18 protein-coding genes are annotated in these 22405 nt (G+C 64.7%); 11 read left to right on the top strand and 7 right to left on the bottom strand.

Features of this window, described 5'->3' with window-relative positions; genetic code table 11:
* Positions 1–16 precede the first annotated feature (16 nt).
* From FIU91_RS07810 to FIU91_RS07785, 6 genes are all read right to left on the bottom strand, one after another.
* Positions 17–2218 (bottom strand): PAS domain-containing hybrid sensor histidine kinase/response regulator, encoded by a 2202-nt coding sequence (locus tag FIU91_RS07810; protein WP_152462066.1) that lies wholly within the window; start codon positions 2216–2218, stop codon positions 17–19.
* Between the two features lie 128 nt (positions 2219–2346).
* Positions 2347–3504 carry an RsmB/NOP family class I SAM-dependent RNA methyltransferase gene (locus FIU91_RS07805; protein ID WP_152462065.1) on the bottom strand — a complete coding sequence of 386 codons (1158 nt, stop codon included), beginning with the start codon at positions 3502–3504 and terminating at the stop codon, positions 2347–2349.
* 11 nt (positions 3505–3515) lie between these two features.
* Positions 3516–4964, bottom strand: coding sequence for an IMP dehydrogenase (gene guaB, locus FIU91_RS07800; RefSeq protein WP_093012497.1), 1449 nt, complete (start codon positions 4962–4964; stop codon positions 3516–3518).
* Between the two features lie 254 nt (positions 4965–5218).
* Positions 5219–7255 (bottom strand): OmpA family protein, encoded by a 2037-nt coding sequence (locus FIU91_RS07795; RefSeq protein WP_254702066.1) that lies wholly within the window; start codon positions 7253–7255, stop codon positions 5219–5221.
* 127 nt (positions 7256–7382) lie between these two features.
* A complete protein-coding gene (locus FIU91_RS07790; RefSeq protein ID WP_152462063.1) occupies positions 7383–8642 on the bottom strand; it encodes a VWA domain-containing protein in 1260 nt (419 codons plus the stop codon).
* Positions 8642–9544 (bottom strand): MoxR family ATPase, encoded by a 903-nt coding sequence (locus FIU91_RS07785; protein ID WP_093012491.1) that lies wholly within the window; start codon positions 9542–9544, stop codon positions 8642–8644. The genes FIU91_RS07790 and FIU91_RS07785 overlap by 1 nt, the downstream gene beginning before the upstream one ends.
* Positions 9545–9754: 210 nt before the next feature.
* On the opposite strand from FIU91_RS07785, the gene FIU91_RS07780 reads away from it, so the two are divergent.
* The 5 genes from FIU91_RS07780 to FIU91_RS07760 all read left to right on the top strand — a co-directional run bounded on the left by FIU91_RS07780 (position 9755) and on the right by FIU91_RS07760 (position 15962).
* Positions 9755–10786 (top strand): glycosyltransferase family 2 protein, encoded by a 1032-nt coding sequence (locus FIU91_RS07780; RefSeq protein ID WP_152462062.1) that lies wholly within the window; start codon positions 9755–9757, stop codon positions 10784–10786.
* Positions 10783–11412 (top strand): sulfotransferase family protein, encoded by a 630-nt coding sequence (locus tag FIU91_RS07775; protein ID WP_152462061.1) that lies wholly within the window; start codon positions 10783–10785, stop codon positions 11410–11412. Before FIU91_RS07780 ends, FIU91_RS07775 begins: the two co-directional genes overlap by 4 nt.
* Positions 11409–13781, top strand: a complete 2373-nt coding sequence (locus tag FIU91_RS07770) for a glycosyltransferase family 2 protein (protein ID WP_152462060.1) — start codon at positions 11409–11411, stop codon at positions 13779–13781. The genes FIU91_RS07775 and FIU91_RS07770 overlap by 4 nt, the downstream gene beginning before the upstream one ends.
* 42 nt (positions 13782–13823) lie before the next feature.
* Entirely contained in the window at positions 13824–14873 is a 1050-nt protein-coding gene (locus FIU91_RS07765) for a glycosyltransferase family 2 protein (RefSeq protein ID WP_152462059.1), read from the top strand.
* A 105-nt stretch (positions 14874–14978) separates the two neighbouring features.
* On the top strand, positions 14979–15962 hold the full coding sequence (locus FIU91_RS07760; protein ID WP_152462058.1) for a phosphoadenosine phosphosulfate reductase: 984 nt from the start codon (positions 14979–14981) through the stop codon (positions 15960–15962).
* Here the strand turns inward: FIU91_RS07760 and FIU91_RS07755 are convergent.
* Positions 15959–16234, bottom strand: a complete 276-nt coding sequence (locus tag FIU91_RS07755) for a hypothetical protein (RefSeq protein WP_093012476.1) — start codon at positions 16232–16234, stop codon at positions 15959–15961. The two genes, FIU91_RS07760 and FIU91_RS07755, sit on opposite strands and share 4 nt — an antisense overlap.
* Positions 16235–16336: 102 nt before the next feature.
* On the opposite strand from FIU91_RS07755, the gene pyrC reads away from it, so the two are divergent.
* From pyrC to FIU91_RS07725, 6 genes are all read left to right on the top strand, one after another.
* On the top strand, positions 16337–17374 hold the full coding sequence (gene pyrC / locus FIU91_RS07750; protein WP_152463684.1) for a dihydroorotase: 1038 nt from the start codon (positions 16337–16339) through the stop codon (positions 17372–17374).
* A gap of 17 nt (positions 17375–17391) precedes the next feature.
* Positions 17392–18075 carry an orotate phosphoribosyltransferase gene (locus FIU91_RS07745; protein WP_152462057.1) on the top strand — a complete coding sequence of 228 codons (684 nt, stop codon included), beginning with the start codon at positions 17392–17394 and terminating at the stop codon, positions 18073–18075.
* A gap of 263 nt (positions 18076–18338) precedes the next feature.
* Complete coding sequence (locus tag FIU91_RS07740; RefSeq protein WP_152462056.1) at positions 18339–19829, top strand: replicative DNA helicase; 1491 nt, start codon at positions 18339–18341, stop codon at positions 19827–19829.
* Positions 19830–19903: 74 nt separating this feature from the next.
* On the top strand, positions 19904–20938 hold the full coding sequence (alr, locus tag FIU91_RS07735; RefSeq protein WP_152462055.1) for an alanine racemase: 1035 nt from the start codon (positions 19904–19906) through the stop codon (positions 20936–20938).
* Between the two features lies 1 nt (position 20939).
* Positions 20940–21329, top strand: a complete 390-nt coding sequence (locus FIU91_RS07730; protein WP_152462054.1) for a hypothetical protein — start codon at positions 20940–20942, stop codon at positions 21327–21329.
* 165 nt (positions 21330–21494) lie between these two features.
* Entirely contained in the window at positions 21495–22358 is an 864-nt protein-coding gene (locus tag FIU91_RS07725) for a DNA repair protein (RefSeq protein ID WP_152462053.1), read from the top strand.
* Positions 22359–22405 lie beyond the last annotated feature (47 nt).

The following is a 22405-nucleotide window of genomic DNA, read 5'->3' as shown; positions in this document are numbered from 1 at the left end:
TTGGCTGAAGCCATCGCTAACCCGCACGTCGGTCGGCAAGCATCACGGCCACGGACTCAGCAAGCGCTTTCAGCGAAAACGGCTTTTGCAGGAAGGCAGAATTCTCGAGCGCACCCGACGCGCGGTGCAGCGCATCCTCGGCATAGCCCGACACGAAGACGACCGGCAGTGTAGGCCGTGTCTCGCGCGCCTTCTCGATCCAGGTCGGACCATCGAGACCCGGCATGAGAACGTCCGAGACGACGAGATCGACCATAAACGAGGGATCCTGAAGCAATTCGAGCGCGGCGGCCGCATGTTCCGCCTCGATCACCGTGTAGCCGCTCAGCGTCAGCGCGCGGCTGGCGAAGGCCCTGACCGGCGCTTCATCCTCGACAAGAAGTATGACGCCACCCGCCGGCTGCGCGAATTTGGATGTTTGCAGCGGATCCGGCTCGACAATCTCGGCGTGCTCGCCCTCGAAGGCAGGCAAGTAGAGCGTGAAGGTCGTCCCCATCCCCTCTTCAGAATCTGCGAAGATGAACCCGCCCGTCTGCTTGACGATGCCGTAGGCAGTCGAGAGGCCAAGACCCGTGCCTTTCCCGAGGCTCTTGGTCGTATAGAACGGCTCGAAGATCTTGCCGAGCTTGTCCTCCGCGATACCGCAGCCGCGATCGCTGACCCGGATCACAGCGTAACGACCCTCGGGCACTGTTGCGCCATCGCGTCGCAGCGGAGCCTCCAGGTACAGATCCTCGGTGGAGACGACGATATCGCCGTCAGCTTCCATTGCGTCACGCGCATTGACGACGAGGTTCATGATGACCTGTTCGAGCTTGCGCCGGTCGCCCCGGACGGGCGGCAGAAGAGGATCGTGTGACAGGATGAGCTGCAGGTTCTCGCCAACCAGCCGGTTGAGCAGATGCGCGAGATCGGCCAGAAGCTCACGAAGATCCAGCATCGTCGGGCGTAGGGTCTGCTTGCGCGAGAACGCCAGAAGCTGCCCTACAAGCCCCGCCGCGCGATTGGTGTTCTCGTCGATTTGCACGAGGTCTGCGTAATCCGGATCGCCCGGATCATGACGCATCAGCATCAACTCGCAATGCCCTGAAATCGCGGTGAGAACATTGTTGAAATCATGCGCGATGCCACCGGCGAGTTCCCCGATGGCCTGCATTTTCTGGCTTTGGTTGAACTGCGCCTCGAGCGACTTGAACTCCGTCGCATCGTGCATGACGGCGATCAGTATGGTGCGACGATCTTCCACGACGCGGCTGAGCGTGACTTGCACGAAGGCTTCACGATCCTCGCGCGTCAGCCTCAGAAACTCTGCCTTGGGCACGCCGGCGTTTTTCGCGGCTTCCGCAAGCCAATCCGGGATGGCGCGGCCAAGCCCCTCCATGTAGCGGGCGAGCGGCGTGTCGTCGACGTCGTCATGTCCGAGCAGCGCGCTCGCGGCTTCGGTCGCGGAGATGATCGTGCCGTCCTGCCGCAGTTTCAGCATCGCAACGGGCACGTTCTCCGAGCGATCCGCGGAGATGCTTGACGCCTCCTCGATCTCGAGGAGCGCGATCTCGCGGCGGCCCGGCGCCTCGTTGAGAATCGAGACCTGCATATCGCGCGGCCCGTCCCGCGTCTTGATGCGATAAATCCGGTCTACGTCGATCGGCGGATCCGCCACAAGCTGACCGGTTTTGCGAGGCCGCTGTCCGATCAGGTCCCGCGCTGCGCGGTTCATCGACAGGATCGCGCCGCGCCGGCCGACAGACAGGATCGGCACGCTCGTATTCGACATGGGAAGCGGATCGAACCGCCAAAGAAGGCGAGGTCCGATGACACGCGCGGACACGATGTAGCTCGCATCCTGGGCATCGAGCCGCGCGACATCGCGGCCGTTGGCATCCGCCGCGGCGATCATGGTATCGATATCGAAAGGGCCAGCCGCCACGGCGATGACGTCGCGCACCGGAATTTCGGGAATGGCCGCCATCGTTTCTCGGGCCGCCCGGTTGGCCAACACGATCCGCCCGCGCTTATCGCTCAGCAGGCAGGCAACCGGATCCTCGGCTATGAACGCGGCAAGTCGGGCCTCGGGCGACAATGCACCTCGATGCCGGTAGATCCACAGGAGAAGCGCGGGGATCGCGGGCGCCCATAGCCAGAAAGGCGCGGGCATCGCAGCCGTCGTCAGCGCAAGCGCCGAGCCCGCGACGATCAGAGACGCCGCGGCAAGGAGCAACCAGGTATCCCGATGCGAGAGGGCCCGCCCGCTGCCGACCATGAGACCCTTCCAAAACGAGTAATATCCCGAGCAGACTCGCAGAAATGCGTTAACAAATACTAAACAGGCCGGTGGATCTTCGCAGTTTACGCGGCGCGACGCAGGATAGCGTAATAGAAGCCATCGCCGTCCTCATCCGGCAGAACCTGCTGTGAGGACAGCAAGCCAAAGTCCTGATTTTCGGACAGAAACCAGGAAACGATCTGGTCGTTCTCGGCCTTCATGACCGAGCAGGTCGCGTAAACCAGGATACCTTCGCCGCTCAGAATCGGTGCAACGTCCGACAAAATCTCACGCTGCACATTCCTCAAATCGGCCAGGTCTTGCTTGTCGAAACGCCATTTTGCTTCCGGTGCGCGCCGCCAAGTGCCGCTGCCCGAACAGGGCACGTCGCAAAGGATGAGATCGAACGGCCCCTTTGGCCGCTCGACGATCCGGATGTCCGCCGCAGCCCGCTCTGCGCGGCCCGGCAAATCACGCATCCGCTTTTTGTCAGAATCGTGTGCCCAGACAGGTCCGCCGCCAAGTCTTGCCGCCAATGCCAGGCTCTTGCCGCCGCCTCCCGCGCAGTAATCCAGAACGCGCATGCCCTCGCTTAGCGGCAGCGCCTCGATCGCCGCTTGGCTGGCGGCGTCCTGCAATTCGACAAGTCCATCGCGATAGGCGCGTGACTGCGCGACACGCCGCGCGCCCTCGGTGACCGTCAGCGCCAACTCCGCCCGCGGATTCGCGCGGGTCTCAATGCCGTCTTCGTCAAGAACTTCACGCGCTACGTTAGGATCACCCATCAAGCCATTGATCCGCATAGTTATTGGCGCGCGGCATCTCAAGGCCTGGGCGATCTCCGCTGCTTTTGCCGGACCGTGATCGTCCGAAAAGGCACCCCAGATCCAGTCCGGTACATCCCGAACCGCCTCCTCCGAAAGCTCGGCAGAGCCCCCCTCATCCTCAGCCAGACACGCGGGCGCGTGCCCCTCGCCAGTGAACAGCTCTGCCGCATTCTTGCCCTGAAGCAACAGCACGCCGAGCATTCGGTGTCGGCCGGACTCGCCGCCGCCGCGCTCTGCCGCGGAGCGCCACATCCGCAGCGCGTCGAAAACGTGATCGCGTACGGCGGCCCGGTCTTTCGACCCGGCATAGCGCGCGCCGCGTGCCCAGCGGGTCAGCGCCTGCTCCGCCGCCATTCCGGCGCGCACCTGGTCGATCACCTCGATCGCGGCCTGAACTCGGGCTCCCGGGGTCACGCGCGCCCTGCTCAGCCGATCCGGTAATTCGGACTTTCGCGGGTAATCGCCACGTCGTGGACGTGGCTCTCGCGCAGACCGGCATTGGTGATCCGCACGAACCGGCAGCCCTTTCGCATGTCAGCGACCGTCGCGTTGCCGGTATAGCCCATCGCCGCGCGGAGGCCGCCCACGAGTTGGTGCAACACCGTGCCGGCGCCGCCCTTGTAGGGCACCTGCCCTTCGATCCCTTCCGGCACGAGCTTGTCGGTCGCGGCATCCTTCTGGAAATACCGATCGGCCGAGCCCCGCGCCATCGCGCCCATCGAGCCCATGCCGCGATAGGCCTTGAAGCTGCGGCCCTGGTAGAGAATGACTTCGCCGGGGCTCTCGTCGGTGCCCGCCAGCATCGAGCCGACCATCGCACAAGAGGCACCCGCCGCAATGGCCTTGGCGAAATCGCCCGAGAACTTGATGCCGCCATCGGCGATGACCGGCACATCCCCCGCCGCTTCGGCGCATTCCATGACCGCGGTCAGCTGCGGCACACCCACACCCGCAACCATACGCGTCGTGCAGATCGAGCCTGGCCCAATACCGACTTTCACCGCATCCGCACCGGCATCTATGAGCGCCCGCGTCGCCTCGCCGGTCGCGACGTTCCCTGCGATGACCTGGACCTCGTTCGACAACATCTTTGCGCGCCGAACCGCGTCGATCACGCCCTTGCTGTGACCATGGGCGGTATCGATCACGACGATATCGACCTCGGCATCGACGAGTGCTTCGGTGCGCTCGAACCCGCTATCGCCGACGGATGTGGCCGCCGCGACCCGCAGCCGGCCCAGCGAGTCCTTGCAGGCTGTCGGGTTCACCACCGATTGCTCGGTATCCTTCAGCGTCAGCAGCCCGGTCAGCTTGCCCGAGGCGTCGGTCACCAGAAGCTTCTCGATCCGGCGCGCCTTCATCAGGTCGATGGCTTCCTGCCGGTCCGCAGGCTCGCGCAGGATGGCGAGCCGCTCGGAGGTCATCATCGCGTGAACCGGCGTGTCGTCACGCTCGGCGAAACGCATGTCGCGGTTGGTGACGATGCCGACGACGCGGTGTGCGTCGTCGACGACCGGGAAACCGGTGAAACCGTAGCGGTCGCGCAGCGCCTTGGCGTCGCCGAGCGTCTGGTGCGGGCGCAGCGTCACCGGGTTGTAGACGATGCCGGATTCGAAGCGCTTCACCCGCCGCACTTCGCGGGATTGCTCTTCCACGCTGAGATTCTTGTGCACGACGCCGATCCCGCCGGCCTGAGCCATGGTGATCGCCATCGCGCTTTCGGTCACGGTATCCATGGCCGAACTCAGAAGCGGAATGTTCAGCGCGATAGACCGCGTGACCCAGGTGCGGGTATCTGCGGTCGAAGGCAGAACCTCGCTTGCGCCGGGCAGCAGAAGGACGTCGTCGAAGGTGAGAGCCTCGCGAATCTCCATGAGCGGACCTTTCCGGTGGGAGCCTCGTTTGGCGCTTCCCTATTGCATGCAACGCCCCGGTTGGAAAGGCCCGCTCCGCATTTTTCGATCTCCCGAGCGGGGCGGCTGCACAAGGCGCCGCCCCCACCTCTTTGGGTTGGCGAAAATACCGGGGGTGAATTGGCGGCCCTGCCGCCAAGAGGGGCAAAGCCCCTGCCCAAAAAAGAAATGCCCCGCGCGGCGGCGGGGCATCTCGAGACCTCTTCTGAACCGAATTACCGGCTCGCGCTCAGCAACGGTGTGATCCGGCGCACTGCAGCGCGGCGGTTCTGGATCTCGCTTTCTTCGGTCTGAACCAGAAGATCGCTCTCACCATAGCCCTGGATGACCAGGTTCTCCGGCGGCACGTCGAAATATTCGGTCAGCGCGAGCGCCACCGATTCCGCACGGCGGTCGGACAGCGCGAGGTTGTAGCTTGCGGAGCCGACGGCATCCGTATGTCCTTCGATGAGGAACACCTCGCCCGGGTTTTCCGCGATGAGCTGGCTGATCGCGTTGCCCAGCGCCGAGAGTTCCTGCGCCTCCGCTTCCTGGATCACGGCAGAGCCGGTCGCGAAGTTGATCGTGTCGACATTGACCTCGGGCACAAGCTTTCGGACGGGATCGATGTTGCGGATCTGGTTAAGCGAGAAGCTCCGGTCGACGTTCTGGGCCTCGACCGCGGCAAGCGCGCTGGCCAGCTGATCCTGATCGACATCACGGAAGTTCGTGACTCGGCGATCCGTTGTCTGCGGCAGCTCCTGCAGGTTGACCTGCTGAACCTCACGCGTGTCATCGAAGAGCACCACGCTGTCACCGTTGGGCGTCGTTCGCACGCGGCGCAGAACGCGGCCATCGCGCGAGCGGATCGTCTCGATCGTGGAGCCGTCGCCACGTGTCACAACCGTTCGCGTCGAGCCGTCGTCGAAGCGATACGTGGTCACGTCATTGCCCGGCTGGCGCAGCAGCGCGTCGTCGTTACGCAGGACACGATACTGACCATCCCGCTCGACGACCACGCGGTCTCCGGTGTTGGAGACGACCTGCTCGTTCGGGCGCAGAAGATCGCCCACCGCCAGCGCGCCGAGACCGAGAAGGCCCGCAGCGGCACCGCGCAGAGCATCGTCGTTGCGCTCGTCCTCGTCGTCGTCGTCATCCTCGGAACGCGCGGCGTTTTCCGCGCCTTGCTGGATCGAAGTGTCGAATTCCTCATCCGAGGAACGCGCCGTTTCATCCGTCACGGTTTCTTCTACGACTTCGGCACCTTCGGTGTCGCCCGATGCGGCCGCTGCAGCCGCGGCTTCGGCATCGTCCTCGGAGACAGCGTCGGCGCTGGCCTGCGGATCCGCTGCCTCGCCGTCGGTATCGGCCGTCGCTTCCGCAGATTCGGCCTCCTCTGCCTCGTCGGTCGGCTCGGCATCCGTGGTCTGAGCCGGTTCGCCGTCCGACGCTCCGTCCGTCGGTTCTGACACGGCGCTGTCCGTGGGCTCGGTCTCCGTTGCTTCGTCCGCGGGCTCCGCGTCTGCCGCGTTGTCCATCGTCTCGGCATCCATAGGTTCCGCGTCAGCCGCATCTTCCGTCGGCTCGGCGGCAGCCCCATCATCCGTCGGCTCGGCATCCGCCGAATTGTCTGTCGGCTGTGCGTCCGTAGGCTCATCCGTCGAGGCGCCACCTTCAGCGCTGTCCATCGGCTCCGCGTCGGCGGGTTCGTCCGCAGGCTCCGTATCGGCGGTCTCCTCTACGGGCTCTGCATCGGGGGCTTCATCCATCGGTTCCGCATCGGCGGGCTCTTCCACAGGCGCACTTTCCGCGGCCTGATCGGTAGGCTCGGCGTCGTCCGTTGGCTCCATCTCTTCGGTGGGCGTCGCGTCTGCCGCATCCGCGGGCTCTTCGGCTGCCGCGGGCTCGGAAGCCGTTTCGGGCTCTGCGGGCTGGGCAGGCTCTGCAGGTTCAGACGCATCGACTGCGCTGTCTTCCGGCGCAGCCTCAGCTTCTGCCTCGGCATTCGCGTCCGCCCCCGCTTCGGCTTCGGGTTCGGCATTGGACTCGACCTCGGCGTGCAGACGCTGCAGCTCCTGCTCGATCTGGGCAACGACGGCCGGCTCCGCCTGAACCTCGGGCGTATCGAGCGCTGCTTCCAGCTCCGCGATCGCCTGTTCCGGCGGCAGCCCGTCGATGCCAAGATCAAGGCTCTGCGCCGTTACCGCTGCCGGCATGGCGAGGCTCGCGCTCAGAACCAGCGCCGTGGTGGTCTTCAGAAAACGATGTGTCACGTAAGTGTCTCCTTTCCCTAGTCCGTCTCGGGTGGACGGACGATTGGAATGAGAACGCCCGGCACTGCATCCGGGTTGCGTGTCGCGCATGGTTCGGCGGAAAACCGCTAGTGCAGATCAGGTCCGGTCAGCCTTGGATCACTTGCATGAGGCGCGTCTTCTCGCCCGGATCGTCAGGCTGCGAAATGGCGAGGGCCAACTGTTCGAGCGTCTGGATCGAATGGCCCGCGCGAAAGCTGTCTACATGCGGCAGCATCGCGCGGATGCCCTTGGCCTTGGGCGCGAACCCGTCCCAACGCAGAAGCGGGTTCAGCCAAATGAGACGCCGCGCCGAAAGGTGCAACCGCTCCATCTCGCGGGCGAGCCCTTCTTCGGGATCACGGTCGAGCCCGTCTGTGATCAGAAGCACCACCGCCCCCTGCCCCATGACCCGCCGAGACCAGTCACGATTGAAGCTGTGCAGGCATTGCCCGATCCGGGTGCCGCCTTCCCAATCCTGCGCCTCCGCGCCCGCAGCCTTGAGCGCCTGATCGACATCACGGGTCGCAAGATGCCGCGTAATGTTCGTCAGGCGCGTGCCGAAGGTGAAGGCATGAACCTTCGCCCAGCCATCGCCTTTTTCGTTCGCGACGGCGTGGAGGAAATGCAGGACCATCCGGCTGTATTGGCTCATCGAGCCCGAAATATCGCAAAGGACGACAAGGTTCGGCCAGCGCGGCCGGGCTTTGGTTCGGGCAAAACCGCGAATTTCGCCGCCCTGCCGCATCGCATTGCGCATGGTTCTGGCCCAGTCGGGCTGCCGTCCGCTCCGCGCGGCCATCCGGCGGCGCGACAGGATCGGCTTCACAGGAAGGCGCAAGCGGGCAAGCATGCGCTTGGCTTCGGCGATCTCGGCGGTGGACATCTGTTCGAAGTCGAGGCTTCGCAGGCGCTCCTCCTCGCTCATGGTCTGCGAGGCGTCGATCTCTATGGGCAGCTCTTCCTCTTCGGGCTCCGGCTGGTCGGGCAGATCGGGCGCGGTTCCGTCAAGGAGCGCTTCGGCCGCGCGCTTTTCGGCGGCCTGCGCGGCCTTTTCTTCCTGCACGCCGCGCACGGCCGGCAGCATCATCGACATCATGTGCTCGAGGTATCGCGGATCACGCCAATACAGCCGGAAAATCTGGTGGAAGACCGCGCGATGCTCGGGCCGCGAGACGAAACAGGCATGCAGCGTCCAGTAGAAGTCGCTGCGCTCGGTAAAGCCTGCCGCCTCCACCGCCCGGATCGCGTCGATCACCCGGCCCGGCCCCACCGGCAACCCGGCTTTCCTGAGCGCCCGCGCGAAATGCACCACGTTCTGCGCGAGCTTGGGGTTCTCAGGGATCTCTATCGGAGCGTATTCAGGCATCAGGCCAGCTGCGCCCGCGCCTCGTCGAGAAGGCGCTTAGCCTCGGAGCCCTCGATCCGCTGGATGTCGTCCTGGTATTTCAGGATCGCGCCCAGAGTGTCGGCGATCACCTCGGGCGAGAGGTCCACCACGTCGAGAGCCAGAAGGCACTTGGCCCAGTCGATCGTCTCTGCAACGCCCGGCTTCTTGAAGATATCCTCGGTCCGGAGACGCTGGACGAACGCCACGACTTCGCGGCTCAGTGTTTCGGAGGCTTCGGGCGCACGGGCCGACAGAATCTCGATCTCGCGCTCGAAATTGGGGTAATCGACCCAGTGGTATAGGCACCGCCGCTTGAGCGCGTCATGCACTTCGCGCGTCCGGTTCGACGTCAGGATCACGATGGGCGGCTCGGGCGCGGCAATCGTGCCGAGCTCGGGAATGGTCACCTGAAAATCCGAGAGCGCCTCGAGCAGGAACGCCTCGAACGGCTCGTCGGTGCGGTCGAGCTCGTCGATCAGAAGGATCGGCGCGCCGTTCTCATCGGGCCGCATCGCCTCCAGCAGCGGACGCTCGATCAGGAAGTCCGGCCCGAAAAGCTCGCGCTGCAGCGCGTCGCGGTCGGCTTTCCCCTCGGCCTCCGCGGTGCGGATCGCGATCATCTGCGCGGGGAAGTTCCACTCGTAGACCGCCGACGAGGCATCGAGACCCTCGTAGCATTGCAGCCGGATGAGCCGCCGGCCCAGCGCCGCCGACAGGGCCTTGGCGATCTCGGTCTTGCCGACGCCCGCTTCGCCCTCGAGAAAGAGCGGCCGACCGAGCTTCAGCGCGAGGAACACGACCGTGGCGAGTGACCGGCCGCAGACATAGCCGGTATCTGCCAGCAGGCTCTGCACCTCGTCGATGGAATTGGCTTCTCGCATGTCGCCTCCCTTGATGCGGTGTTGCAGGCCAGAGGGCAGACCTTGGGCGGAAAGATCAATAGCGCATAGGTCGCAAGGCCCGCCGTCCCGGAATTGACGCAGAGGGACCGTCATGCAAGAGTTTGCGCAAAATAAACGGGCCTCAGGCAAGAGGGCCGGAAGAGGTCACGAGGGCGACAGGCGGATGTCTATCTGCGGAAAGGCGTGGGGATGCGGATAACCGCGATCACCTGCGTGAAGAATGAAGGGCCGTTCCTTCTGGAATGGATCGCGTTCAATCGTCTGATCGGTGTCACCGATTTCCTGTTCTACTCGAACGATTGCACGGACGGGACGGACGCGCTTCTGGATGCGCTGGCGGCGAAGGGCGGCGTGACGCATTTGCCGAACCCGGCCGAGGGGCGCAATTACCAGATGGAAGCGCTTAAGGATTGTGCGCACAGGGATGTCGTCAAGGCCGCCGATTGGGTCTGGATTGCCGATGTCGATGAGTTCCTGAACATCCACGTGGGCGATCGCACGATCCCCGCGCTGATCGCCGCGTCGGGCAATCCGCAGGCGATCTCGGTCACGTTCCAGTTTTTCGCCAATGGCGGGATCGGGGCATTCGAGGACCGCCCCGTGATCGGTCAGTTCACGCACAGCCACAATCCGGATCTCTGGTGCGCGGAGACCGCGATCGAGGTGAAGACGCTGACCCGCCGCGATTTCCCGCTGCAATATTACGGCGCGCATCGGCCGTTCTTCCGCAAGGGCCTGCCAGAAGAGAAACGCCCGCTCTGGACCGATGGCTCGGGGCGGCGGGTGCCGCACAAGTTCCTCGTCGCCGAGAACCCGCGGCGAATCCGGCGATTTCTGGCCGCTGGAGCCCGCGAATTCGCAACGCTCAACCACTACGCCCTTCGATCCCTCGACAGCTATCTGGTGAAGAACGACCGGGGCGACGTGAACCGCGAACATCGCGCCTTCGATACCGCCTATTGGCAGGAACGGAACGATCCCGCATGGGAGGACCTGTCGATCCAGCGCTATCTGCCGGAACTCGAAGCTGCGCTCGAAGATCTGAAATCCGACCCGGAGATCGCGCGTCTGCATGACGCCTCGGTCGCAGCGCATGTCGCAAGGCGCGATGAGCTGCTGGAACGCGCCGAGTACCGCGTCCTCGCAGAGACGCTGCGTGCCCTGCCCCCGCTCCCGCCCGGCGAGGCGGGGCTCATGGCAGAACTGGGGCTGGCATCATGAGCCGTCTGCGCGTGGTCAATCTGGGTTTGCCGAAATCGGGCACGACGACACTCGGCAAAGCGCTGCGCCGCGCGGGGCTGAACGTCGCCGATTGGAAGATCCGGGACGGTCAGAGCGAGAACGACGCGCTGAAAGACGAGCTGGTGGGCAAATGTCTTTATGAAGGATATTTCGCGACTGGCGACCCATTGTCGGCCATGAACGAATTCGACGCCTTCTCCGAGATCAGCGCAATCGGCGGCGGCGCGAATTACTGGCCGCAATTCGATTACGGCCTTCTCGCTGCCATCGCAGAGCACCATTCCGGCACACGCTTCCTGCTCTCCTGGCGCGAGCCGTCCGATATCGTCGAGAGTATTCTCGCCTGGCGCAATCTTGGCACCGGGCGGCTGCCGAAACACGATGTGCCAGGCCTGCCCGCAGGCTATGGCGAGAGCCCGGATCAGCTGACGCGCTGGGTCGCGGGGCATTACGCGTATCTGCGCGCCGCGTTCGCTGGTCGCGACGATTTTCTCGAGTACCGGATCGACGATCCCGACGCACCCGCGCGGATCGGCGCATTCATCGGCCGCGATCTGCCCTGGTGGGGCCGCGCGAATGAGCGCGCGAAAGAAGAGACCGAATGAGGATCGTCGTTCATATCGGCCCCGAAGCGCAGAGCGCAGACCGGGTGCAGCGCATCCTCGATCAGAAGCGCGAGCAGCTGGCCGGGAAAGGCGTGCTCTATGCCCGCTCGCCGGGGGCGCGGAACCATACGCGGCTCTTCATGGCGGTGAGCGATCCCGAACAGGTCGACACGCTGCGGTTCAACCGGGGCTTTACCTTGCCAGAGAAGCAGGCAGCGTTGCGCGAGGAAGTGTTCGCGGCGCTTGCCGCCGAAGTGGCCCGTGTTCAGCCGGAGCTTCTGATCCTGTCCTGCCATCAGCTCGGTTCCACGCTGGCGCGGCCTTCCGAGATCGCACGGCTGCAGGCGATGCTGGCGCCTTTGTCTTCCGACATAAATATTCTTGCGCAGGTGGATGCACCCGCCCGGATGCTGTCCCGCGCCTACGCGGCGCAGGTGATCGAGGGACGTGCCCGGCCCTTGTCGGACGATCTGGCGCTTCTTGGCAGCGACAGTTGGTGGGATGCCGCGCTTGCCGCGCGTCCCTCGCCGCAGCCCGAAGCGGGCGTCTTTGCCGACGTTCAGGGCGCGCCCTTCTGGCTTGATCTCGCGCGCCTCGTCGCCGAATGGGATGGAGTCTTCGGCGCTGGCGCGACACGCCTCTGGAGTCTTGACCCCTCGCTGTGGGACGAAGATGCGACGGACGGCTTGCGCGACGCTTTCGGGATCGAGCCGACATTCGGCAAAGCCGAGCCGGCCTCCATGCCAGAACCGCCCCCCGAAGCCTGGCTCACCCGCGCGCGGCGCTTCAACGACGTCGCCCTGCGCCTTTTGCAAAAGCCCGACACGATCCTGGCGCGGCCGCTCTGGCGCAAGCTCGTCATGGAGTTGAAGATTGCCGGCGCGCCGTTCGATCCGGGCAGCCTCGATGCTGTGAGCGCCCGCTTTGCCGATGACATGGCGCGACTTGCGGAGGCGCATCCGCTCCTCAGGGGCCCAGCGCTGGACCCGCCACGCCCTACAGAGGCATGGCAGGAAGCCGATCCGGGATACGGCTTCCGCGCGACGCAATACCTGATGGCCGCGCGCTGGCGTATCGAGAAAGCCGCGAAAGAAGAGCGCGAGGCGAAGGCACCGGAGCTCGCAGCGCTCGATGCTGGTCTGCCCACTGCCCCGCCAGCTGCCCCCTCGCCCGACGAGGCCGGTCTCAGCCGCAAGGCCGCGGAGATCCTGCCACCCCTCGCAAAGCAGAAGTTCGCACAGCTCAAGGGATCGCCCTTCGCGCCGCACAATCGGCTCGGTGCGGTTAACGAGGAGGAGCTCGCCGCCGCGTTCGAGCCCGCACCGCAGCGCAGTCTGCCCGAAGGGTCGTCCGGCCGTGTCATTGTCGGCTGCATGAAGAACGAGGCGCCCTACATCCTCGAATGGGTCGCTTATCACCGCGCCATCGGCGTCGACAATTTCCTGATCTACACCAATGGCTGCGAGGACGGCACCGGGGAGATCCTCGCGCGGCTCGATGAGCTGGGCATCGTCCAGCACCGCAACAATGACAATTGGAAGGGCAATTCGCCCCAACAGCACGCGCTCAACAAGGCGATGATAGAGCCGGTCGTCACGCAATCCGATTGGATCATCCATATCGACGTGGACGAGTTCATCAACGTGCGCTGCGGCAACGGCACGCTCGATGCGTTCTTCGAGCGGGTGCCCGATGCCACCAATATCGCGATGACCTGGCGGCTTTTCGGTCATTCCGGCGTCAACCGGCTCGAGGATCGCTTCGTGATCGAGCAATTCGACGAATGCGCGCCGCGCTACTGCCCGAAGCCCCATACGGTCTGGGGCTACAAGACGATGTTCCGCAATATCGGCGCGTACAAGAAACTGTCCTGCCACCGGCCCAACAAGCTCGTCGAGGGAGCGGAAACCCAGGTTCGCTGGGTCAATGGTTCGGGCCAGGACATGACGAGCGAGGCGATCAAGAACGGCTGGCGGTCGTCGAAGAAATCCATCGGCTACGACCTCTTGCAGCTCAATCACTACGCGCTGCGTTCAGCGGAGAGTTTCCTCATCAAGCGCCAGCGCGGGCGGGCGCTTCATGTCGACCGCTCCATCGGCCTGAATTACTGGATCCGCATGGATTGGTCGGGCGCGCGCGACATTACGATCAAGCGCAACGTGCCGCGATTGCGCGCCGAATACGACGCCCTCCTTGCCGACCCTCAGTTGCGCGCCTTGCACGAGGCCGGCCTGGACTGGCACCGCGCAAAGGCCACGGAGCTGCACGGCATCCCAGAATTCGAAGAGCTGTACCAGAAGGCGCTCACCTTGCGCCTGACCGAGCTTGAGCGCGTCGCCTATGCACTTGCGCTGGACCTTGAAAGCTGATGATCGACGCGCGCGACATCCTCAAGCGGAGCGTCTAGGGCTTTGAATATCCTTGCGATCCTCTGCGTCCGGAATGAAGCGGCCTACATGATCGACTGGCTCGCCCATATCCGCGCGGCAGGCGTGACACACGTTCTGGCCTATTCCAACGATTGCGAGGACGGCACCGATACCATGCTCGACCGGCTCTCCGAGCTTGGCGGGCTGACCCACATCCCCAATCCCGGCCCATACGACAAGGGTGGCATCCAGTTCACCGCGCTGAAAGACGCCGCCCAGCGCGCCGAGACGCAGGACGCGGACTGGATCCTGCCGCTCGATATCGACGAATTCGTCAACGTGCATGTCGGAAGCGGCACCCTGCCCGATCTCATCGCGGCGCTGCCCGACGCGCAGGCGATCACGCTCACTTGGCGGCTTTTCGGGAACGCGGGCGAGGTCAATTACGAGGATCGCCCTGTGCCCGAGCGGTTCATCCGCGCCGCGCCGGAGGTCATCCATTGGCCGTGGCGCGCGGCGATGTTCAAGACGCTCTACCGCAATGACGGCACCTACCGGAAACCGGGTGTGCACCGCCCGCGCGATCCCGATCCCGACCGCGTAGAGAGCGCACGCTGGTTCGACGGGTCGGGCCGCGCGCTCGACGCGCAATTCCGCACCCGGCGGATCTTTTCGAATTTTGGCCAGCCCAACCACGACCTTGTGCAGCTCAACCACTATCCGCTCGGCTCGATGGAAGAATACGTTCTGAAAGCGGCGCGTGGCCGCGCGGTCCATTCGAGCGACATGCTAGGGCTCGATTACTGGGTCGAGCGGAACTTCAACACGGATGAGGACCGCTCCGTCGCCCGGCTGAGCGAACGCGCACGGCCCGTTCGCGACCGGCTTCTCAGCGATCCACGCCTAGCCGATCTGCACGCGAGCGCTGTCGCCTGGCGGCAGGACCGTTTCCGCGCGCTGATGCTCGAAGAGCCCTATCGCGCGCTCATGGGCCGCCTCTTGATGACGCCTCCCTCCCGGCCCGTCAGCGCGCAAAGCGCGGCGACGCTGAAAGGGTTCGGCCTCGAGGCTCGGCGACGCGGGATCACCTGACCCCTTGGAATTTCCGCCGTTGAGGCGCATTTTCGTCACGGTGCAGGGCGATGTTCCGCAGGAAAGCGTCGCCCAGAACCGACGCATCCCGAGGACGAGTGGCGCATGCAAAACGAAAGCAGCTGGAATATCGAGCTGACCGGGCTCGACTACGCCGAGTGGCGGCGCAAACTCGAGGCCATCGGCGAAAGCGTGGGGTTTTTCGAACCTCTCGGCTCAAAGCATCATGCGCTCTTTCACGAAGACGGCGACACGTTGCTCGTAAGTTTCGAGAGTTTCCCGGGTATCGGCGCGCTCTCCGACGACGCTCGTCCACTCGGCCTCGAGATCGCCGAGGCGAATAGCTGGTCGCTTCTGTCACTTGTATCGCGCAACGATACCTGGTTTCGCGACGGCGAAGTGTACGGCTTCTTCGATCAACTCACCGATGACGGTTTCTTCGACGATTTCGAACGCGTCGTCTTCTACGGCGCGGGTCCCTGCGGTTATGCCGCCGCCGCCTATTCCGTGTCCGCACCGGGCGCGATCGTGGTCGCGCTTCAGCCCCAGGCCACGCTCGATCCCCGCATCACCGAATGGGACGATCGCTTCACCGAACAGCGGCGGATGCAGTTCACCGACCGTTACGGATATGCGCCTGACATGATCGACGGCGCCGAGCAAGGCTACATCATCTACGATTCGCGCGAGCCGCTCGATGCGATGCATGCCGCCCTCTTCCATCGCCGCAACGTGACCCGCTTTCGCGTGCCCTTTCTCGGCACCGCGCTGCAGGCCGCCCTTCTCGAGATGGGTATCCTGACCCAGATCGTGACCGAGGCCGCCGAGGGACGCCTGACCACGCAGTCTTTCGCGCAGGCGATGCGCGCGCGGCGCGAATACGGACCTTATCTGCGGAAGCTGCTCGCACGGCTCGAACATGAAGAGAGGCTCGAGCTTGTTCGCATCCTCTGCACGTTCGTGACCGACCGCAAAACCGCGCCCCGCTTCCGGCGCCGCCTGCGCGCGCTGCGAAAGTTAGAGGACGGCATGAGCGACGATGCCGACGCCGAAGCTTTGGACGGCGACGAGGCGGAGACTGCCCGCTAGCGCCGCCGCGCGGTCAGAAGCGCCCGGATCTGACCCTGGAAATGACCGACCAAGGCCCCCGCAACCAGAGGCGCGGCCTTTGCATCCGTTCCCAATAGCCAGAGCAGCAGCGCCGCACCGATCAGCGCCGCGCCGAAGGTGATGAGGCGGCGGTCGTCCGGACCGGGCATGTCAGCCTCGGAAAGACGCCGCCACAAAAGCTCCGTCACCCTGGGTTGCAGGTGCTCGACGAGCACCCCTGCGCCCAGTCCCGCCAGAAACGTGATCAGCATGTCCCCTGTCTCCTGTCCCGTCGCAGGATATTCCTGCCTCAAACCGCGTGCATGCTCAATCGCGCTGGCGCGGCGCGCGGCAAGCTGCTAACGGCTCGCGCCATGACGACGCTCTCGATCCGCCGCCCCGACGATTGGCACCTGCATCTGCGCGACGGCGCGATGCTGAAGGCCGTCCTTCCAGAGACCGCGCGCCACTTCGCCCGCGCGATCATCATGCCGAACCTGGTGCCGCCCGTGGTGACCGGAGATGACGCCGCCGCCTATCGGGGCCGAATCCTCGAGGCGCTGCCGGAAGGCGCGGCCTTCGAGCCGTTGATGACGCTCTACCTGACGGAAAAGACCGATCCCGAGGATGTCGCGCGCGCTCACGCCGAGGGCCTCATCCGCGCGGTCAAGCTCTACCCAGCCGGCGCGACGACCAATTCCGCCTCAGGAGTGCGCGATTTCGACCGGATCCGCCCGGTGCTCGAACGCATGGCCGAGATCGGCCTGCCGCTCTGCGTGCACGGCGAGGTCACCGATGCCGAGGTCGATATCTTCGATCGGGAGAGGGTGTTCATCGACCGCGTGCTTGAGCCGTTGCGCGAGAGGACGCCGGGTCTGCGCGTCGTGATGGAGCACATCACCACCCGCGACGGCGTTGAATACGTGCGCGCGGGCGGGCCCGATATCGGGGCGACGATCACCACCCATCACCTCGTGATCAACCGCAACCACATCCTCGCGGGCGGCATCCGGCCGCATTACTACTGCCTGCCGGTCGCCAAGCGAGAAATTCACCGGCTGGCGCTGCGTGCGGCGGCGACGAGCGGCGAGGACAGCTTCTTTCTCGGCACCGACAGCGCCCCGCATGTCGACGCGGCGAAAGAGACCGCCTGCGGTTGCGCGGGGTGCTTCACGGCGACCAACACCCTGTCGATCCTTGCAGAGGTGTTCGAACAGGACGAGGCACTGGGCACGCTCGAAGCCTTTGCATCGCTGAACGGGCCGGCCTTTTACGGCCTGCCCCCCAATGACGAGACCATCACCCTGAGCCGCGGCGCACCTGTCGACTACCCCGAGCGGATCGAGACCGGCGACGGGCCGGTGACGGTGTTCGATCCCGGCTTCCCGCTGCACTGGCGCGTGACGGACTGAGACGAGAAGGTTTGCCCATGATCCCCTCCAGCTATCCTCCTGCCGAAGAGATCGCGCGTCTGACCGCGCAGATGCTGCTCGATATCGAGGCGGTGAACTTCAATACGCGCGAGCCCTATATCCTCGCCTCCGGCCTGCCCTCGCCCTCCTATATCGATTGCCGCAAGCTGATTTCATTTCCGCGCATCCGCGCAACGCTGATGGATTTCCTGACGGTCACGGTGATGCGGAATGCCGGGCTCGAAGCGTTCGACAATATCGCGGGCGGCGAAACGGCGGGGATTCCCTTCGCAGCGCTCGTGGCAGAGCGGATGGCGCTGCCGATGAGCTATGTGCGTAAAAAGCCCAAAGGCTACGGCCGCAATGCCCGTATCGAGGGCGCGATGCGCGAAGGCCAGCGGGTGCTTCTGGTGGAAGACCTGACCACCGATGGCGGCTCGAAACTTTCCTTCGTGGATGCGATACGCGAGACCGGTGCGAGCTGCGCCCATACGGCGGTGATCTTCTACTACGACATCTTTCCCGAGACGCGGAAGACGCTTGGCGATCATGGCGTGGAACTGCACCACCTCTGCACTTGGTGGGACGTTCTGGCCGAGGCCCGCCGCCGCGCCGCCTTCGACGCCGAGACCCTGGCAGAGGTCGAGACCTTCCTCCGAGATCCCCGCGCCTGGCAGGAGGCGCGACGCTCGCCTGGCTGAGCGCATGCCCCCTCTTTGGATTGGTCCAAATACCCGCGGGGAGTGCGAGGGGCTGGCCCCTCGCTCCCGCAGCAGCCACGCGGGATGCCTCCCAGATGTTGACAGACGCGCCCCACGCGCCGCAACATCAGCCCGATCACAGGCGCGCCGGGCGGCTTCGAACGCTGCCTGACTTATCCCCAGAAAGATACAATTTGCCCGGCCCCGCAGCGATATCCTAATGAAGGCACCTCGGGGCAGCAGAGGCAGAATCGAGGGCAGGCATGAACGAGATCACGAGCTTCAACCCGACCGGCGCCGAGGTGCAATCGCCCGATACGATGCCCCATTCCATCGAGGCCGAGCAGCAGCTCCTGGGCGCGATCCTGACCAACAACGATGTCTATGACCGGGTTGCGGCAATCATCTCGGCCAAACATTTCTACGATCCCGTGCATGCGCGCATCTTCGAGGTGGCCGCCGCGCGGATCGCCAAGAACAACCTCGCCTCACCGGTGACGCTCAAGGCCTTCATGGCCGATGACGAAGGCCTGAAAGAGCTGGGCGGCCCCGAGTACCTCGTCCGCCTGGCAGGCGCCGCGATCTCGTCCTTCGCGGTCAAGGACTACGCCCAGATGATCTACGATCTCGCCGTGCGCCGCGATCTGATCGGGCTTGGGCGCGAGATTTCCGACAAGGCCGCCAAGGTCGATGTCGCCTCGGAGCCGCGCGAGCAGATCGTAGAGGCGGAGCAGGCGCTTTACCGGATGGCCGAGCAAGGCCAGGCCGAACAGGGCTTCGTCTCCTTCCTGCGCGCGGTGACCGATGCGGTGAACGTGGCCAACGCCGCCTATCAGCGCGAGGGCGGGCTCGCGGGTGTTTCCACGGGCCTCGTCGATCTCGACAAGAAGCTCGGCGGGCTTCACAAGTCCGACCTTCTGATCCTCGCGGGCCGTCCCTCGATGGGCAAGACCTCGCTTGCGACGAACGTCGCCTTCAATATCGCCAAGGCTTACAAGCGCGGCATCAGGCCCGACGGGACCGAAGGCGCGATCGAAGGCGGCGTCGTGGGCTTTTACTCGCTAGAGATGTCGGCCGAGCAGCTGGCTGCCCGGATCCTCTCCGAGGCGGCGGAGGTTCCATCGGAACAGATCCGCCGGGGTGACATGACCGAGGAGGAATTCCGCCGTTTCGTCGAAGCCGCGAAAAGCCTCGAGGCCTGCCCGCTCTATATCGACGACACCCCAGCCCTGCCCATCGCGCAGCTCGCAGCACGCGCGCGGCGCCTCAAGCGCACCCACGGGCTCGACGTGCTGATGGTCGACTACCTGCAGCTCGTGCGCGGCTCGGGGCGCGGCGACAACCGCGTGCAGGAGATCGCGGAGATCTCGATGGGCCTCAAGGCCATCGCCAAGGAGCTCGACATCCCCGTCGTCGCGCTCTCGCAGCTCAGCCGGACGGTGGAGAGCCGCGACGACAAACGTCCGCAGCTGTCGGACCTGCGGGAATCGGGCTCGATCGAGCAGGACGCCGACGTCGTGATGTTCGTCTTCCGGGAGGAATACTACAAGGAGCGCGAGAAGCCCGGCGACCATGATCTCGACAAAATGGCCGCCTGGCAGGAGGAGATGGAGCGCCTGCATGGCAAGGCCGAGGTCATCATCGGCAAGCAGCGTCATGGCCCCATCGGCACCGTCGAGCTCAGCTTCGAGGGCCGCTTCACGCGCTTCGGCAACCTCGTCAAACCCTGGCAGCAGGAAAGCGGCACGTTCTGAGGAGGCTAGCGTCGGGCACTGCCTCGACGCATTCTCCGCTTGACGTCGCGCGCCGCCATGACAAGACGTGCGCCATGCAACCGACCTTGACCATCGATCTCGACGCGATCCGCGGTAACTGGCGCAACCTCGCCCGGCAGAATGGCGGCGAGACCGCGGCGGTCGTGAAGGCAAATGCCTATGGTCTCGGGGCCGATCGCGTGGCCCCGGCCTTGGCAGAGGAAGGTGCGCGGCACTTCTTCGTCGCCATCGCCGAGGAAGGCGCGGCTCTGCGCCGGATCCTCGGCCCCGGCCCGACGATCAGCGTGTTTTCCGGGCATATGCCCGGCGATGCGGAGCTGATCGCCAGCGCAGATCTCGTCCCGATGATCAATTCGATCGACCAGATGCTCCGACATGTCGAGGCGTTGCCGGGTCATCCCTTCGGCGTGCAGCTGGATTCGGGCATGAACCGGCTCGGCATGGAACCCGCCGAATGGGGCGCGTTGCGGGATATCGCGCTGGCACAGAACCCTGTCCTGGTGATGAGCCACCTCGCCTGTTCCGACGAGCCGCAGCACGGCATGAACGATTTCCAACTGCGAACCTTCGCCGAGCTGACGTACGGGCTCGACGTGCCGCTGTCCTTGTCGGCGACGGGCGGGATTCTGATGGGCCCCGACTATCACTTCGATCTTTCGCGCCCCGGCATCGGCCTCTATGGCGGCCTGCCCTTCATTGACGCCCAGCCCGTCGCCTATCTCGACATCCCGGTAATCCAGGTCCGCGAAGTCGCGCCCGGTGAGAGCGTGGGGTATGGGAACACCTGGATCGCGCGCCGTCCGACCCGGGTCGCGACCATCGCGGCGGGCTATGCGGATGGCGTCCTGCGCGGCATGGGGCCCAAAGCCTACGTCTATGCGGGCGAGACGCGTTGCAAGGTGCTCGGACGTATCTCGATGGACCTGATCGGCGTCGATGTCACCGGCATAGAGCCCGTGCCGGATCACGTCGAGCTTCTGGGCCGCCACCAGAGCATCGACACGCTGGCCGATGCGGCCGGCACGATCGGCTACGAAATCCTGACCGCGCTCGGCGCCCGGTATGCCCGGCGCTATACCGGAGGCTGAGATGGAAAGCGCGTTTCAGCCCGATCCGCTGCTGATGGCGCTGATCTTTGCCAAGCGATTTATTTATCTCGAAGTGCTATTCGGCCTGGCGCTGCTACGACTAGTGCTTGCCAAGGGGCGAAGCCGGCTGGTCGCAGGTCTCGTCGCGGCCCTCTGTGCACTCTTCATCCTTGTGACTTTCGCCCCGGCTTTGGGATTGCAGACAAATGGGTATTACCCGCCGCTCGCGCGCCTTCTTGCCGCCGGACAGGGTCTGAGGGTGCCGCTAGCCTTGTCCGCGCTGTTCTTCGTCTCTGCCATCCTGCCATCGCGTGCGCGGCGCTGGATCGACGTCGCGCATATCGCGCTTCTCGCGGGGTTTCTCGGTCTCTGGGCGGCAACGCTCGGATAGCATCGAGGCGCGAACAATCCGCGCTGGGCAAGCGGGATTGTCACACTTCGCGCCGCACGCAAAAAATTTTTGAACCTTTTTAATGCTTTTGCGCGTTGTCGGCGTAATATCGCCGATGTCGAGCGGTAAAAAACATGATTCTCTTCCGGGTCTGGGGGCTCTTTGATGAAAACCGCCGCGTCGCTCGCATGGATCGTCCGCGTCACGTTCCAGTTCATAACTGCCGCACTTCTCATTCTTCTCGGACTTGCTGCCATAGCATGGACGATGTCGGCAGCACTCGGCCACACGGCGTGGCTGGATCTCGGTCTGACATTCGGGGATCGGGCCTATCACGAAGCGGGAATGATCGTTCAGATCGCCGTCACCACGCTCATCGTCGGCTTGCTGGCCTATCTTCCCGGCAATGCCCGGGTCATGGCGCTCGAGACGTCGCATCGCCGCTTCAACATGACGATGGAGGATGTGACCCGCGCCTACAGGATCGCGCATGCGGCCGATCGCGGGGGTAATTTCAACCTGAAGTCGGAATTCGACTCCGTCCGCGAACGCATCGCCTATCTGCGGGATCATCCCGACCTCGCCGAACTCGAAGCGCCGGTGATCGAGGTTGCCGCCCAGATGAGCCATATCAGCCGCGATCTTGCCTCCGTCTATTCCGACGACGCCGTGGCGCGGGCGCGCGACTTCCTGATCCAGCGCCAGAATGAGCTGGAAGATTTCAATCAGCGCCTGAGCGGCGCAAAGGCGACGGCGACGGAGCTGCGTCAATGGGTCGACGCGGTGGAACTCGACGAGTCGGTCGCCAAGAGCCAGCTGACGCGCCTTCGCGAAGATCTCATGGATATCCTGCCCGAAGCGTTTGCACCCGAAGTGGCGCAGGACAGCGAAACCGAGAGCGCTGCGGACCTCATCGCGACCGGCGAGCGCGACTGGCTCTATGCCGAGGATACGGGCGAGGAGTATGACGACGACACCGCACCCGGACCCGAGATCATCGAGCTGATTTCGCGCAAGGCCGCGCAGTAGCGCCGGGGGCGCTTGCCTGCCCCGGGCCGATCGGCCACAAGCGCGCC

This window comes from Roseivivax sp. THAF30 (genome assembly GCF_009363575.1).
Lineage (GTDB): Bacteria > Pseudomonadota > Alphaproteobacteria > Rhodobacterales > Rhodobacteraceae > Roseivivax > Roseivivax halotolerans.
The sequence above is the reverse complement of the archived record's forward strand: the minus strand, read 5'-3'. Positions and strand labels throughout refer to the sequence as shown.

Excerpts from the sequence above, each read along its gene's own strand:
- FIU91_RS07725 (WP_152462053.1), top strand. The coding sequence starts at position 21,495 with ATGAAAACCGCCGCGTCGCTCGCATGGATCGTCCGCGTCACGTTCCAG.
- FIU91_RS07790 (WP_152462063.1), bottom strand. The coding sequence starts at position 8,642 with ATGCCTGAATACGCTCCGATAGAGATCCCTGAGAACCCCAAGCTCGCG.
- FIU91_RS07760 (WP_152462058.1), top strand. The coding sequence starts at position 14,979 with ATGCAAAACGAAAGCAGCTGGAATATCGAGCTGACCGGGCTCGACTAC.
- FIU91_RS07785 (WP_093012491.1), bottom strand. The coding sequence starts at position 9,544 with ATGCGAGAAGCCAATTCCATCGACGAGGTGCAGAGCCTGCTGGCAGAT.
- FIU91_RS07770 (WP_152462060.1), top strand. The coding sequence starts at position 11,409 with ATGAGGATCGTCGTTCATATCGGCCCCGAAGCGCAGAGCGCAGACCGG.
- FIU91_RS07780 (WP_152462062.1), top strand. The coding sequence starts at position 9,755 with ATGCGGATAACCGCGATCACCTGCGTGAAGAATGAAGGGCCGTTCCTT.
- FIU91_RS07775 (WP_152462061.1), top strand. The coding sequence starts at position 10,783 with ATGAGCCGTCTGCGCGTGGTCAATCTGGGTTTGCCGAAATCGGGCACG.
- FIU91_RS07740 (WP_152462056.1), top strand. The coding sequence starts at position 18,339 with ATGAACGAGATCACGAGCTTCAACCCGACCGGCGCCGAGGTGCAATCG.
- pyrC (WP_152463684.1), top strand. The coding sequence starts at position 16,337 with ATGACGACGCTCTCGATCCGCCGCCCCGACGATTGGCACCTGCATCTG.
- guaB (WP_093012497.1), bottom strand. The coding sequence starts at position 4,964 with ATGGAGATTCGCGAGGCTCTCACCTTCGACGACGTCCTTCTGCTGCCC.
- FIU91_RS07730 (WP_152462054.1), top strand. The coding sequence starts at position 20,940 with ATGGAAAGCGCGTTTCAGCCCGATCCGCTGCTGATGGCGCTGATCTTT.
- FIU91_RS07755 (WP_093012476.1), bottom strand. The coding sequence starts at position 16,234 with ATGCTGATCACGTTTCTGGCGGGACTGGGCGCAGGGGTGCTCGTCGAG.
- FIU91_RS07745 (WP_152462057.1), top strand. The coding sequence starts at position 17,392 with ATGATCCCCTCCAGCTATCCTCCTGCCGAAGAGATCGCGCGTCTGACC.
- alr (WP_152462055.1), top strand. The coding sequence starts at position 19,904 with ATGCAACCGACCTTGACCATCGATCTCGACGCGATCCGCGGTAACTGG.